Annotated in this window: 12 protein-coding genes and 2 pseudogenes; 4 read left to right on the plus strand and 10 right to left on the minus strand. The window is 67.6% G+C overall.

The window, feature by feature from the left end:
* The 4 genes from ACNAW0_RS20365 to ACNAW0_RS20380 all read right to left on the minus strand — a co-directional run.
* Window positions 1-237: helix-turn-helix domain-containing protein (locus tag ACNAW0_RS20365; protein WP_416289525.1), on the minus strand; the 237-nt coding region annotated here is incomplete at its 3' end.
* Window positions 234-809, minus strand: a complete 576-nt coding sequence (locus ACNAW0_RS20370; protein WP_416289526.1) for an IS607 family transposase — start codon at window positions 807-809, stop codon at window positions 234-236. The genes ACNAW0_RS20370 and ACNAW0_RS20365, both read right to left, overlap by 4 nt.
* A 121-nt stretch (window positions 810-930) precedes the next feature.
* The gene (locus ACNAW0_RS20375; protein WP_416289527.1) at window positions 931-1,539 is read right to left on the minus strand and encodes a hypothetical protein; all 609 of its coding nucleotides are present in this window, start codon (window positions 1,537-1,539) and stop codon (window positions 931-933) included.
* A 357-nt stretch (window positions 1,540-1,896) separates the two neighbouring features.
* Window positions 1,897-2,829: an AraC family transcriptional regulator gene (locus ACNAW0_RS20380; protein ID WP_416289528.1), complete on the minus strand. Its 933-nt coding sequence runs from the start codon at window positions 2,827-2,829 to the stop codon at window positions 1,897-1,899.
* A gap of 71 nt (window positions 2,830-2,900) precedes the next feature.
* On the opposite strand from ACNAW0_RS20380, the gene ACNAW0_RS20385 reads away from it, so the two are divergent.
* Together ACNAW0_RS20385 and ACNAW0_RS20390 are read left to right on the plus strand one after the other, a co-directional pair.
* Window positions 2,901-3,740, plus strand: a complete 840-nt coding sequence (locus ACNAW0_RS20385) for an NAD(P)H-binding protein (protein ID WP_416289529.1) — start codon at window positions 2,901-2,903, stop codon at window positions 3,738-3,740.
* 24 nt (window positions 3,741-3,764) lie between these two features.
* On the plus strand, window positions 3,765-4,247 hold the full coding sequence (locus ACNAW0_RS20390; RefSeq protein WP_416289530.1) for a DUF1772 domain-containing protein: 483 nt from the start codon (window positions 3,765-3,767) through the stop codon (window positions 4,245-4,247).
* Window positions 4,248-4,484: 237 nt separating this feature from the next.
* Here ACNAW0_RS20390 and ACNAW0_RS20395 read toward each other — a convergent pair whose 3' ends face one another.
* The 4 genes and pseudogenes from ACNAW0_RS20395 to ACNAW0_RS20410 form a co-directional block, all read right to left on the minus strand.
* A complete protein-coding gene (locus tag ACNAW0_RS20395) occupies window positions 4,485-5,354 on the minus strand; it encodes a DUF6745 domain-containing protein (protein WP_416289531.1) in 870 nt (289 codons plus the stop codon).
* 535 nt (window positions 5,355-5,889) lie between these two features.
* Window positions 5,890-8,043 (minus strand): NEW3 domain-containing protein, encoded by a 2,154-nt coding sequence (locus ACNAW0_RS20400; RefSeq protein ID WP_416289532.1) that lies wholly within the window; start codon window positions 8,041-8,043, stop codon window positions 5,890-5,892.
* Window positions 8,044-8,200: 157 nt separating this feature from the next.
* Window positions 8,201-8,320 (minus strand): annotated as a pseudogene (locus ACNAW0_RS20405) (IS5/IS1182 family transposase); the annotation flags it as partial.
* An 85-nt stretch (window positions 8,321-8,405) separates the two neighbouring features.
* Window positions 8,406-9,419: an ArsR/SmtB family transcription factor gene (locus ACNAW0_RS20410; RefSeq protein ID WP_416289533.1), complete on the minus strand. Its 1,014-nt coding sequence runs from the start codon at window positions 9,417-9,419 to the stop codon at window positions 8,406-8,408.
* Between the two features lie 336 nt (window positions 9,420-9,755).
* Between ACNAW0_RS20410 and ACNAW0_RS20415 the strand changes: the two genes are divergently transcribed.
* Window positions 9,756-10,244, plus strand: a complete 489-nt coding sequence (locus ACNAW0_RS20415; RefSeq protein ID WP_416289534.1) for a DUF2690 domain-containing protein — start codon at window positions 9,756-9,758, stop codon at window positions 10,242-10,244.
* A gap of 109 nt (window positions 10,245-10,353) precedes the next feature.
* On the opposite strand, the gene ACNAW0_RS20420 is transcribed toward ACNAW0_RS20415, so the two are convergent.
* Window positions 10,354-11,019 carry a LysR substrate-binding domain-containing protein gene (locus ACNAW0_RS20420; RefSeq protein ID WP_416289563.1) on the minus strand — a complete coding sequence of 222 codons (666 nt, stop codon included), beginning with the start codon at window positions 11,017-11,019 and terminating at the stop codon, window positions 10,354-10,356.
* Window positions 11,020-11,076: 57 nt separating this feature from the next.
* Window positions 11,077-11,262: pseudogene (locus ACNAW0_RS20425) on the minus strand (helix-turn-helix domain-containing protein); the annotation flags it as partial.
* A 144-nt stretch (window positions 11,263-11,406) separates the two neighbouring features.
* On the opposite strand from ACNAW0_RS20425, the gene ACNAW0_RS20430 reads away from it, so the two are divergent.
* Complete coding sequence (locus ACNAW0_RS20430; protein ID WP_416289535.1) at window positions 11,407-12,942, plus strand: 4Fe-4S dicluster domain-containing protein; 1,536 nt, start codon at window positions 11,407-11,409, stop codon at window positions 12,940-12,942.
* Window positions 12,943-12,969 lie beyond the last annotated feature (27 nt).

A 12,969-nucleotide genomic window follows, 5' to 3' on the forward strand; every position in this document is an offset into this window, starting at 1 on the left:
CCGCAACACAGGCAGCGACCACGGCCGCCACGGCGTCAACCCGTCCTCGCCGATGCCGTACGAGGCCTCAGCCTTGCGCTGCCACCACGACGCCACAACCCACGACACAGCCCAGTTGAAGGCCACGCGAGCCGCACCACAATGCGACCGCAACCGCTGCTCCTGCCCGGCATTCGGATCCAACGCGAAACGATACGCCTGGACCACAAAACCAGGCCGCGGCACGAACTTCTTCACACCAACAGACCCTCGCCGGACGCAGCGGCCAGAGCACGAGCGGCACGGTACTTGCCCGCCCGCTGCCCGCACAGCCGGGCACACAACGACGTCAACACGCCGGCCATGTCCTCGACCAGGTCGTCCGTGGACTCATCCGGGTCCAGGACCACTAGACGACGCCCGGTCGCCGCGAGCGCGGCTTGCAGATGCTCCACACCGAACCGAGCCAGCCGATCCTTGTGCTCGACCACGATCACGGCCACACCCGGATCGGCGAGGAGGCGATGCAGCTTGCGGCGCTTGCCGTTCAGGCCGGAGCCGACTTCAGTCACGATCTCCGCCACGGCCAGGCCCTGGGCATTCGCCCCCTCCACACCCCGCGCGGTCTGGCGGTCCAGGTCGCTCTTCTGCTCGCTGGAGGACACGCGGCAGTAGGCGACCACGCGACCGGCCGCAGCCGGGGCCTCTTGCACGATCCACGTCCCAGACGGCACCTGACGGACAGGAACGGGCATCTTGCCGTCCTTCGCCCACCGCCAGGCGGTCTGATAGGTCACGCCCTGCTCGCGTGCCCAGTCTGACAGCTTCACGCCCCCACAGTACATGCAAATGTCCGACTATGACTGCCCATAAAACCCGGATCTGTTGCCAACCCCTTTACAGCGCCACCAGCCCGTACCGCTGCGGGTGCCATCGGCTGGTAGGTCCCGGTCAAAGGTCGGTGACGGTCAGCCAGTCGGCGGAGCGTGGCCGGTAGCCGTACCGGTTCATCAACCCGAGCACGATAGCGGGCATGTGGGCAGCGCCGTAGACGACAGCGACCTCGATGCTCTCGCCGCTGCGCTCCTCGTGTAGACGGCAGAGCGCGGCCAGCAGCCGCTCGTCGCGGTCACCGTGGAAGGCGGCCTCCAGCTTCGGCGACCAGTCGGCGAGGTCCTCCTCTTCCGGTGCGGGCAAGTCGTTCTGCTCCATCGAACGCGACCAGATCATGCGGGTGCCGCCGAACAGTCGGGCCACCACGACGAATGGCAGCACACACCACATCATCAACCGGTGCGCCAGCGGCACTTGCCGCCAGCCGGCCGCGAACTCCTCCAAGCTGACGTCGGGGCGCACCACTGGAACGCCGAGCGACGCGTAGTCGATGTCCTGCTCGATCAGCTTCGCCCGTCGATTGAACCGAAGCACTGTGTAGCTGAGCGTCAGCGCACCGGCCAGCACCGAGCGCTTCCGCCGGCCGCCGCCCACGCCCTCGGCCACCACGACGTCCGCCCGCTTGAGCCGGGCGGTCACTGCGGCATAGAACGCGGGCTTCGCCATGTGGATCATTGGATACAACACGAACTGGAGTGCTGTCTCACGACGCCGCAGCCGGATAACCGCCGACCGAACCCCGAGATCGGTCACCTCGATAATCTGCACGCCGTCCATCCCTCGCGCATCTGGACTGTGGCCGTCATCGTGACAGCGCTTGTCCAGATCACGTACGTCTCCGCACCCATATGGCCCGGGTTGGTCAGGATGACCCGGACTGCGCTCTTGGACCACGTCAGCCCGTCGCGGTGCTTGTTGTGGGTGCCGTCGTACGCGAAGGGGCACGGGCTGCCGTCCCGGGGTAAGGGCTTCGGCGATGGCGAACATGCCGTAGCCGGCGAGGTACGCCTCACCCTGCTACACCTAGGCGGCCGCGCGGTGTTGTCGAGGGCTCACGCCACGCCGACGTTTGAAGGCAGCGCTCAGGGCGAAGGAGCTGCCGTAGCCGACGCGATGGGCGACCGCACCGACGGTGGCGCCGGGCTCGCGGAGCAGGTCGGCGGCGAGGGCCAGCCGCCATTCGGTGAGGTACGACATGGGCGGTTCGCCGACCAGCGCGGTGAAGCGGCGGGCCAGCGCCGCCCGGGAGACCCCGGTCTTGGCGGCCAATGACGCCACGGTCCATGGCTGGGCGGGGTTGTTGTGCAGCATCTGCAGGGCCCGGCCGACCACCGGGTCGCTATGTGCTTTGTACCAGGCAGGGGCATTTGCCCCCGGCCGGGTGAACCACTCGCGCAACGTGGCGATGAGCAGCAGGTCGAGTAGGCGGTCGAGCACGGCTTCCTGACCGGGGTCGTCTTTCACGATCTCGGTGGCCAGCAGCGGTACCAGCGGGGAGTCCCAGGATTCACGCGGGACGACCAGCAGCGGCGGCAGGGCGCTCAGCAGCCGTTGGCCGACGGCGCCCTGCATCGTGTAGGTGCCGGTGAGCAGCATCGTCGGGCCGTCCAGGCTGTTGCCCCAGGTGCGTACGCCCAGTTGCGTCATCTCGAACAGTTCCTGCCCGTCCGGGGTGGTGCAGCGCTGGCCCGGATGGATGATCACCTGCGTCGCCGTGGTCGGGTCGTCGGCGACGGTGTACGGTCCGGTGCCGCGAATGATCGCCACATCCCCGGAGTCGAGCCGCACGGCCGCGCCCTCGCCGGGAACGATCCACGCGTCGCCTCGGACTATGGCCACCAGGGTGAGCGGTGCCTCGTCCCTGATCTCTATCGACCAGGGTGGGGTCAGGATCGAGCGGAGCAGGAACGCACCCTGGGCTCGGGGGCCGTCAAGCAGACCGACAACGGCATCCACGTAGACGATTACACACGAGGTTGCGTGTTTTGGCTATGGGAAGTCTCACCGGCCCGCACTTCAATGGCCGTATGACGAACGAACAAGAGCAGAAGATGATCCTGGTCCTTTGCGGCACGGGCAAGACCGGCCGCCGGGTCGTAGAGCGACTACGGCGCGGTGGAGTGCCGGTCCGGGTCGGTTCCCGGTCCGCCGCGCAGCCGTTCGACTGGACGGACCGGACAACCTGGGCAGCGGTGCTCCAGAACGTCGACGCCGTGTACGTGTCCTACTACCCCGACCTTGCCGTGCCGGGCGCACCCGAGGCGGTCGGCGCGTTCGCCGATCTCGCGGTGGCGTCCGGGGTATCCCGGTTGGTGCTGCTGTCCGGCCGCGGTGAGGAGCAGGCCCAAGCCGCCGAGAAGCTGATCGAGTCCGCCGGGGTCGACTGGACGATCCTGCGGTCGAGCTGGTTCAGCCAGAACTTCAGCGAGGACTACCTGCGGGAGCCGCTGCTGGGCAGCGAGGTCGTCCTCCCGGTCGGGGCCGTGCCCGAGCCGTTCGTGGACGCCGACGACATCGCCGACGTGGCCGTGGCGGCGCTGACCGAGGACGGACACGCGGGGCAGCTCTACGAGTTGACCGAGCCTCGCCTGCTCACCTTCGCCGACGCGATCGGCGACATCTCGCGGGCGACGGGCAGACGCATCGACCTCGTCCCGGTCTCCATCGAGGGCTACACCGGGGCGCTGACTGCCGAGGATGTGCCGGTGGAGGTCGTCGGGTTGCTGACGTACCTGTTCACCACCGTGCTGGACGGCCGCAACGCCCAGCTAGCAGACGGGGTGCAGCGTGCCCTGAGCCGACCGCCCCGGGACTTCGCCGACTACGCCAAGGACACCGCCGCCACAGGCATCTGGGACAGGGAGTAGGAGACGATGCGACTCACGCAGCAGGTGTCGCTGATCGCCGCCACCGGCACCACCGGTCTGATGGCCGGGCTTTTCGCCGCCTTCGCCTACGCGGTGATGCCCGCGCTGAGAACGGTGGACGACGGGACCTTCGTGGACGCGATGCAGCGGATCAACGTGGCCATCGTCAACGGGTGGTTCATGCTGGGCTTCCTGGGCGCGCCGGTGTTCGCCGCCGTGTCGGCTGTGCTGGCCTGGCGCGGTGCGGGCCGCCCGGCACTGCCGTGGATCATTTGCGGGCTCGCCCTGTACCTGGTGATGTTCATCGTCACCGCTGCGGTCAACGTCCCGCTGAACGACACCCTCGCCGCGGCCGGTGAACCCGGCCAGATCGCCGATCTCACCGCCGTCCGCGAGCGCTTCGAATCCACCTGGGTCGCATGGAACATTGTCCGCGCGCTCGCGAACACGGCAGCGTTCGGCTGTCTCTGCTGGGCGCTGATCCTCGTCGGCCGCTCGACCGGCTGAGCCCAGCCAATGGAGACGGGGCAGGTCAGCGCGATTCGAGAGGTGTCCTACGAACGGTAGGCGCCGTGACCGGGTCCGGGACGATCCCGCTAACGGCTCTGTCTCAGAGGGTGGACGTGACCGGACATGTCTGCCTGGTGTACCTCTATTGGTGGGATTTATGTCTGGGGTTTGCAGGATGTGGAGCGTGCCGGCCGGGACCGGTGGGTGCCCGTCCCGGCCGGCTATCGACTCAGGTCACAATTTCAGGAGTGGTTGCCAGCCGTCGCGGTAGCGCACGCCGTGAGGCTGCAGTCGGATCTGGTCGTGCGATGTTCCGGTGACCGGCTCGGTTCGTATTGCTTGGGGCCGCTCCACCACGACGCAGACGTTCTCGCCGGGCCACCACCAGCCGCAGGAGCGGGCGAGGCTGGCCCAGACGTTGAGGTGTTCGGCCTCGTCTGGTCCGTACCGGGCAAGGCCGAGTCGATGCAGCGCGTCGTAGTAGGCGATCCATGATGCGTCCTGTTGCCCGTACCAGCACACGGGTACTGGAGCGTTGCTGGCCAGCGCTGCGCGCACGGGCAGGTAGTACCCGTGCGCGAGACTCCGGTGCAATGCTGTGCGTACGCCTTGGTGCAGCACGACAGCGAGCGGAACGCCGCTGTCGAGCGCGTGTAGCGGCGCCAGTTCGGGCCATGGTTCTTTGGTCTTGTTCGTGCGCACGGGCGACAGCTCGGGGTCGGTGTGAGTGACGCCCGCGCTCAGCGCGCCGCGTAGCTGGGAGGTGACCATGGCGAGATCGCTTGCCAGTGGTGGCGCCCCGCGCGGGCGTGGGTCCCTGATCCACTCGTAGAGTTCATCGAGGGTGGGCCAGCCGGTGATCAGGGGGCGTGCCTTGTCTGGCGAGTCGACCCATTCGAAGCGGGGCCGCGGCCGCGATGTCCTGGCGTAAATGGCGGTCAGGCAGCGCTCGGCGGTCGACTTGTCGGCCGGCTGTGTGGACAGCGCGTGGTCGAGCCATTTCTGGCGGATCCGGATGGCCTGCTGCCACAGGTCGTGAGGGTTGCCGCTGCGAACGGCCTGTGGAGGGTTCGCGGCGTCGTTGCGCCGCGCGGGGGCGCTCATCGCGCCAGGGCGTCGCCGCCCTTTCGGTAGGAGATCATGGAATGACTATGGCCCAGAACGCGGCACAGGTGCAAGCGGTTCCCCACCTGGTCGTGTACCCCTCGCCGCCTACTGTGGGTAACGCCTGGTCTGCGGCGGTCCGCTGAGCTCTCGTTGACCAAGTCCCAGCGGCGTAACGAACCCCGCGGGGCCGGCGCTCGCAGGCAACACCGCGGGTGCCAGCCGTCAATGCACAGCGTCGTCCGACCAGATCGGCCGGGGCTACGCCTTGTACGTCTTTCGCTGCCCGGCTTCCTTCGATCATCCGCCTGCCACAGCCATGCAGTGATTTCCCTTGGGCATCGGGTTCCGCACTACTTTCGGCAGAGGGTGCGCTGAACTGCCGCTCTCCCGTCACATGCCATGACGTTCGTGCAGCGGCAAATGAGTTGAGCGCGGCACTCGGACGGATTCCGCCCCGGACCCGGCCGAGCTGATGTTCCAGCTCGGCCGGGTCTGGTCGTCAGGCGATGCCATGGGAGGCACCCACGTACTGTCAGCTTACGGTGAAGTCGGTGAAATCGGCGCGGCCCATGGTGCCCTGGTGGCGCGAGGTCGCGAACATGCCCACGTCCTGGCTGGATGTCGTCCCGGGAACCGACACCGTACCGACGGATGTCCACGAGGCGCCGTCGGTGGAGTAGTAGCCGGTGAAGGAACCGCCGTTTCGTACCAGCTTGAGCCAGACCGGCAACGCCACCGGCTCGCCACCCCCGTTCGGCCTGCCGATATCGAGGTAGCCGTTGCCGTTGGAGTCCCACTGGAGCACCACGCCGTGTTCCGGGGTAACGGCGAGGATGAGGTATCCGGGGGAGGAGCGGGGCCGGGTGAGGTCGTTACGAACGATGATGCCTGCCTTCGCCCACCCGTCGACCGGCTGCTGGGCGGTGACCTGCACGGTGGTGGTGCTGGTCGCGCCCATGGCGCCAGGGAGGTAGATGGTCCCGTAGTCGTCGCGGCTGGTCCACATGTCGGCGCCGTCGGCCATGATGGCGAAGCGGGAGCCGGACTGCCCGAGGTGGGCCGGGGTGGAGGCGAAGGTACGGTAGGGCTCGGCCACGGGCCCGGCGACGTTGAGCGTGACGTCAAGGGAGGCGCTTGCCTGTTCCGCCGCCCTCGGCTGGTAGCGGTAACCGACCGTGCCGGTGAGCGTGGCGGTCGTGATGGGGTCCGCCGACCGGGGTGGCACCACGGTCCAGTCCACCTGCACGGTCTCGTCGGTGTGCACGGTGGGGAACCGGGTCGCCGAGCCGGCCTGCACGGCCCAGCCGGCCGGGGTGTTCAGCCGCAACTCGACGTCGACGGTGGGCAGCGTTCCCGTGTTGGTGAAGGTCTGGCTGATCTTCACGGGCTGGCCCGGGGTGACCGAGGTGGCTTCGGTGGAGAGCCCGGTCAGGATGTGCGGGGGCGCCGACGTGGGATTGGCGGTCGGTGCCACCCGGTACATCGCCACGGCGTGCGGTGGCACGACGGCGCTGATCGTCGAGGCGGTCTGCGTGGTGGTGTGCTGCCACAGGTCGCGCATCAGGTAGGCCGGGGCGGCCGGAAGGCCCACCTCGGCGGCGCTGGTGGTGATGAGCGCGGGGGACTGCGTGTTGTTGAAGAGCACCACGGACCGGTCGCCGTTCGCCAGTGGCTTGTTCAGCACCCAGCGGCCGTCGGCCTTGGCTACCGGATAGCCCGGCCGGCCGAGTGGGTCCTGGTCGATCGCGATCACCTCACGGTTGGTGAGGATCTCCCGGATGTCGGCTGACATGGTGGTGAGGTCGTTGCCCGCGATCAGCGGGGCGGCCATCTGGGCCCAGAGGCTGAAGTGGCTCCGGTACTCGGTGGTGGTCATGCCGCCGTTGCCCACCTGCAGCATGTCCGGATCGTTCCAGCCGCCCGGCCCGGCGTACTCATGGTGGGCCACGGTGAGATCGAGGCATTTGACCATGCTGCTGAAGTTGTCGCCGATATCGCCGCAGGTACGCCACAGGTTCGCGTACTCCGAACCCCACCGCCAGACCTCACTCATGCTCCACAGGCCCGACCCCCCGCCGCCGCTCAGGCTGTAGACGATCGGGCGTCCGGTCGCGGCCAGCGCGTCGCGCATCTGCACGGCCAGCATCCGGTCGACCTGCTCGCGGGTCATGTCCGGGTGGTTCTCGTACGGCACGACGCACCAGTCCAACTTGAGGTAGTCCACCTCCCACGAGGCGAACAGCCGGGCGTCCTGCTCGTAGTGTCCGTAGCTGCCGGCGCTCGTGCGCGCGCAGTTCATGTAGCCGGCGCCGTTGTAGATGCCGAACTTCAGCCCAAGGGAGTGGACGTAGTCGGCTACGGGCTTGATGCCGTCGGGGAACTTCTTCGGGTCCGGCTGCAGGTCGCCGGCGGCGTTGCGCTCCGGCAGGTTCCAGCCGCCGTCGAGGTTCACGTAGGTGTAGCCCGCGTCCTTCATGCCTGAGGCGACCATCGCGCGGGCCTGAGCCTTCACGAGTTCGGCGGTGGCATCCCGCTTCCAGTGGTTGAAGGGGTTCCAGCCCATCGGCGGGGTCAGTGCCAACCCGTTGTCGAGGGCGGCGGCGGGCTGTGGGGCGCCGACGAGGCTGAGGCCCACAGCCAGCACGGACGCCGAGGCAGCTGCGGCCACTTTCCGTATCAACATCATCTCTTGTTCCTCCGCGAAGTCTGGCACCGTTTTGGCAGATGACAGAGGTCTGGCCACGACGCTAACCCTCGCTATGAGTGCCGTCAATGATCGGTGCCCGGGACCGAGTACCACGGGGAGGGCCGATCGAGCCGGCGAGCCCGGTCAGGCTGAGCAGGTTGGCCGCGTGGATCGACTGGGTGTCCAACACGACCGCGGTCGGGTCCTCCGTGCGGCCGGCCCTCTCCCGGGCCTGGCAGGGCAACAGGTTATGGATCGCCTGGTCAGTGCCGTCGTCGGTCAGGTCGCTCAGCCCTGAACGCTTTCGAGATCACCTTCGATGGCCGACTTCGCAACGGGCGTGAGCAGCGATTCAGCCACAGTTAGCCAGGATTTTGGCCGGCCCCGGCATTGGTCCGAGCCGTGCCGAGGATTTCCGCTCCGAGCGGGCGCAGGCTGTGCAGTACCGATCCGCCGATCCGCCGGGTGCTGATCAGCCGCGCGTCGCGCAGTACGCTCGCGTGCCGGCTGGCGGTGGCGAGTGAAACTCCGACCCGCCGCGCCAACTCGGTGGTGGTACAGCCCGCGTCGACGGCCTCCAGGACGGCGGCCCTGGTCGGCCCGAGCAGGGCGACCAGTGGCGCGTCGGGCGAGAAGGGCGGGTTGGCGGCCGTCGCCCCCAACGGGCCGAGCCGGTCCGCCACCGGATAGACCAGCACGGGTCGCCGGTCGGGTTCCCGCAGCAGGGTCGGTTGTTCCCAGCAGAAGAACGACGGGATGAGGCTCAATCCCCGTCCGTCGAGGTAGACGTCCCGGGTGATCCGGAAGCCGTGCACCTCGAGCACCGGTGGCCGCCACCGCAGGTCGGGGTGGAGCGAACTGATCATGCCCTCGATGCCCACAGTGGCCAGGACCCGGGTGCGGGCGACCCGTTCGGCGTCGGTCGCGGCCTGGATCCAGCTTGAGTACGGAGCCACCGCCAGGCGGTGGTAGTCGCGTACGGTGGTGGCGAGCAGATGGAGGCTTTCGCGCTCACCGTCGGCCAGCGACTTGGTCCAGCTTGACGCCGGACGGTACGCGGCGAGGTGCCTCAGGTCAGCGCGGAGCCGATGCCGTGGGGTGGCGAGCAGCGCCTCGATCCCGGCGTCCAGCCCGTCGGCGCCGGCGGTCGGGGTGAGGAAGTCCGGTGAGTACCCGTACGGCGGGGTCAACTCGAGCAGTGGCCGCAGGGTCGGGGACAGTCGCCGCCGCACCGCGTGTCGCCACTGATGGAAGACCAACCCTCCGGTCCGGTCCTGCAGCAGGTGCAGGCTGAGCAGCGTCTCCCACATCGGGTCCGGACCGCTGGCCAGCCGGAAACGGACCAGGTCGCTCTCGGTGAAATGGAGACGAATCATTACTGACCTCCCCCGGGCCGTTGAGGTATCAGCGTGGTCGGCGCTCAAAAGCTTCGCAACCTGATTGGCCGCCGTCTTTCCGTCGGCAATACGACGCGCCGAGGGTCCGACCGTGACTCAGGTGGGTTGGCCATACGCGACGGACTGTTCGGCCAGTTCGGGCCCTGCTATCGATCGTGAGGTTTGCACCTCCGTCGAAAGGTGTCGCCATCGGAAGTGGCATCGGGCGAGTCTGGGACCGGTGCGAGCCGGTGGCGAGCCGAACGCGTCGGCCGCTGGCCGGTTCCCGGACGCACCGAGATTCGCAACGGCACTCCCAAAGAAGGGTACGAAAAGATGCATGTGAGAACGCAAGCGGCGCACCGCTCGGCCACTCTCCTGAAGACCGGCCTTCGGATGCTGGTCCTCGCCTTCGTCCTGGCCGCCGGCGTACTGCACGCCGGTCCCGCCTCGGCGACGTCATCCTCGCAGCAGGCGGTGAGCATACTGGCCACCTGCTCCGGCAACTCCTGCAACTACAAGGACCCGCAGGCGACGGGCTGTGCGGCCGGTGCGAGAAACCTCGACGAGTGGACGTACCGGGGCTACCGGGTCGAGCATCGGTACTCCCCGACCTGCCGAACGGTGTGGGTCCGCGCCACCTACGTCTCGGGCAACGCCTACTCCTTCGGCGCCTACCTGGAGACCAGGTTGACCGCGGGTAACGTCCGCCAGAACGTACTCTGGCGCGGCAACACCGGCTGGTCGGGGATGTACTCGTACACCTACTACAGCCGGGCGGTCGCGGTGACCAACACCGGCACCTACTACGGCAAGTGGCTCTAAGCCACCAGGCTGCCGCAGAAAGACGGTGGCCATCACGTGGTCGTCCGGTCCGCTGGCCGGAGAGCGCGCGGTGGCCACCGTCGTCAACCTGCGCCCTGCGTCCGTGCTCTTAAGGCCCGCACTCATGGCGATGTTGGCTCGCGATCGACAAAAGTGCAGTGCTCGGTTCGTCGAGGCCGCGCCCGCGAGGCCACACAGCGAGGAGCGGACGGTTGAGATCGATTTCCTCGACTTCCACCTCGACGAGTTGCTCGGATCTCAGGTCGTCTCGTACTGCCAGAACACTCAGCACAGCAGGTCCCGCTCCCGCCTTGACAGCACCCTTGACCGCCGAATTGGAGCCAAGCTCCAAGAGGGGCTCGGTCGGTGCCCGGGAGGCGAGCCAACGATCCAGCGCTTCTCGCGTTCCGGAACCAGGCTCACGAACGATGAGTTGCGCAGCTGCGAGGTCGTCCGGTCTGAGCGGGGCCGTGCGACTAGCCCATGGGTGCGACGGGGCCACGACGACCGCCAGGCGGTCATGGGCAATCACTCTTGCCTCTAGGCGGCTGTCCAACGACGGGGTTTCGATCAGCCCGATATCCGCATGCCCTTCGAGAACCAGGCGCTGGACGTCTTGGGAGTTCGTGACACGAAGGCCCACATGCAGTGTCGGTCGGCTGGTCCGCAACACCGAGAGCCACACGGGGACGAGGTGCTCAGCGATGGTCATGCTCGACGCCACGTATAGGTCTGGCGAAGCATTCGCTCTCATCGAGTCGATCGCGTCGAACATCTGGTCGATGGTTCCAATGACTCGACTGGCCCAGTCAGCGACAACACGTCCCTCTGGCGTGAGCTGTGAGCCCGCAGGCGTTCGTTCGATGAGGGGAACGGCCAAGGAGCGTTCGAGTGCCGCGATCCGGTTGCTGGCGGCCGGCTGGCTGAGTCCCTCCCGGCGTGCAGCCTCCGTGATGCTTCCGGCGGCTCCGATCGCGAGGAGTAACCGGAGGGACACCAACTCAGGCAAGCGGGCCATAACTCGCGATTATGACCCCCATAACCAGAAGCCGTCTAGCCTGCTCGGTCTTGACACTCAAGGATGGTGATCACCCGCACGAGATGTGCCGGATGTGCGGGTGCCTTGCCGGCCTGCAGGCCCGCTTGGCGGAGGCGACGAGCGGTGCTGCTGTTGGAGGAACACGTGCGTTACGGCTTCGCGATCGACCAACGCACGTGCATCGGCTGCCATGCCTGCACCGTTGCGTGCAAGACCGAGCACGAGGTGCCTGTTGGTCAGTTCCGGACCTGGGTGAAGTACGTCGATAGTGGGATCTTCCCGGACACCACCCGGTCGTTCGGGGTTATGCGGTGCAACCACTGCACCGACGCGCCCTGCGTGAAGATCTGCCCGACCCAGGCGCTGTACAAGCGTGACGACGGGATTGTCGACTTCGACAACGAGCGCTGTATCGGCTGCAAGGGCTGCATGCAGGCCTGCCCCTATGACGCGATCTACATCGACGCGGACACGCACACTGCCGCAAAATGCAACATGTGCGCCCACCGGGTCGACAACGACATGGAGCCGGCGTGCGTGGTGGTCTGCCCGACGCACTCGATCTGGGTCGGTGACCTCGACGACCCTACGAGCGGCATCGCCAAGCTGGTCAGCACCCATGAGACGGCGGTACGCAGTCCAGAACAGAACACCAGTCCCAACGTCTTCTACCTCGGCGCGGACCAGGCGGTCCTCGACCCGCTGGCGGCTCCGGTCGACGACACGTACATCTGGGCCAAGCCCGACGCGCATCGCCTGGAGACGGCCGGGGACCTGCCGGGCGACGTGACCAGGTCCCGCACGACCCTCAATACCGCGCACCCCCGTCCCTGGGGCTGGCGGGTGGTGGCCTACCTCTGGACGAAAGGGCTCGGCGCTGGGGCTGTCGCCCTGGCTGCGCTCGCATACCTCCTCGGCATCGACATGGGCGCTGCCGGGAACTACGTCGCACCGGCGTTGGGCCTCTTCGGCGCGGCCACCACCGGAGCCCTGCTTGTGTGGGACCTCAAGCGACCGGACCGGTTTCTTTACATATTCCTCAAGTCGAACTGGACCTCGTGGCTGGTGCTAGGGGCCTACGTCCTCGCGGCATTCTCCGGAGTGGCGGTGCTGTGGCTGCTGGCGGCGTTCTTCGACCTCGGCTGGTTGATGACCCTGGTCGCCTGGCTCGCGATTCCGGCCGCTGCCATGATGTCCGGGTACACCGCGTTTCTGTTCGGGCAGGCCGAAGGCCGGGACCTGTGGCAGTCACCCGTTCTGTTCTGGCACCTCATCGTCCAAGCCATGATGGTCGGCAGCGGCGCGCTCGCCGTCACAGGTCTGTTCACCGACCTGTCTGACAGCGTATGGAACCTGATCACGGTCACGTTCGTCGTCGCGACGACCCTGCACTTGCTGATACTCGCCGTCGAGTACGCCGGCAAGCACGCCAGCCGGCAGGCCGCCGTCGCCGCGCGCATTATCACCAGTGGTCGTTACGCGAAGGCGTTCTGGCTTCTCGGTGTGCTGCCCGCCGTGGTGGCCGCCGCACTCGGTGGGCTCGCCTGGGGCGGAGGGACGATCGTGCTCCTGGCGCTGGCCGGGCTGCTCGTCCAGCCCGCCTTGGTCGCTTACGAGAGCGTCTTCGTCCGGGCCGGACAGGACGTGCCACTGTCGTGACCCAGCCGACCGCACCCGCCGTAGCTG

This window comes from Micromonospora sp. SL1-18 (assembly GCF_047921505.1).
Taxonomy (GTDB): Bacteria; Actinomycetota; Actinomycetes; order Mycobacteriales; family Micromonosporaceae; genus Micromonospora.

Excerpts from the sequence above, each read along its gene's own strand:
- ACNAW0_RS20375 (WP_416289527.1), bottom strand. The coding sequence starts at position 1,539 with ATGGCGAAGCCCGCGTTCTATGCCGCAGTGACCGCCCGGCTCAAGCGG.
- ACNAW0_RS20385 (WP_416289529.1), top strand. The coding sequence starts at position 2,901 with ATGACGAACGAACAAGAGCAGAAGATGATCCTGGTCCTTTGCGGCACG.
- ACNAW0_RS20395 (WP_416289531.1), bottom strand. The coding sequence starts at position 5,354 with ATGAGCGCCCCCGCGCGGCGCAACGACGCCGCGAACCCTCCACAGGCC.
- ACNAW0_RS20400 (WP_416289532.1), bottom strand. The coding sequence starts at position 8,043 with ATGATGTTGATACGGAAAGTGGCCGCAGCTGCCTCGGCGTCCGTGCTG.
- ACNAW0_RS20410 (WP_416289533.1), bottom strand. The coding sequence starts at position 9,419 with ATGATTCGTCTCCATTTCACCGAGAGCGACCTGGTCCGTTTCCGGCTG.
- ACNAW0_RS20415 (WP_416289534.1), top strand. The coding sequence starts at position 9,756 with ATGCATGTGAGAACGCAAGCGGCGCACCGCTCGGCCACTCTCCTGAAG.
- ACNAW0_RS20420 (WP_416289563.1), bottom strand. The coding sequence starts at position 11,019 with ATGTTCGACGCGATCGACTCGATGAGAGCGAATGCTTCGCCAGACCTA.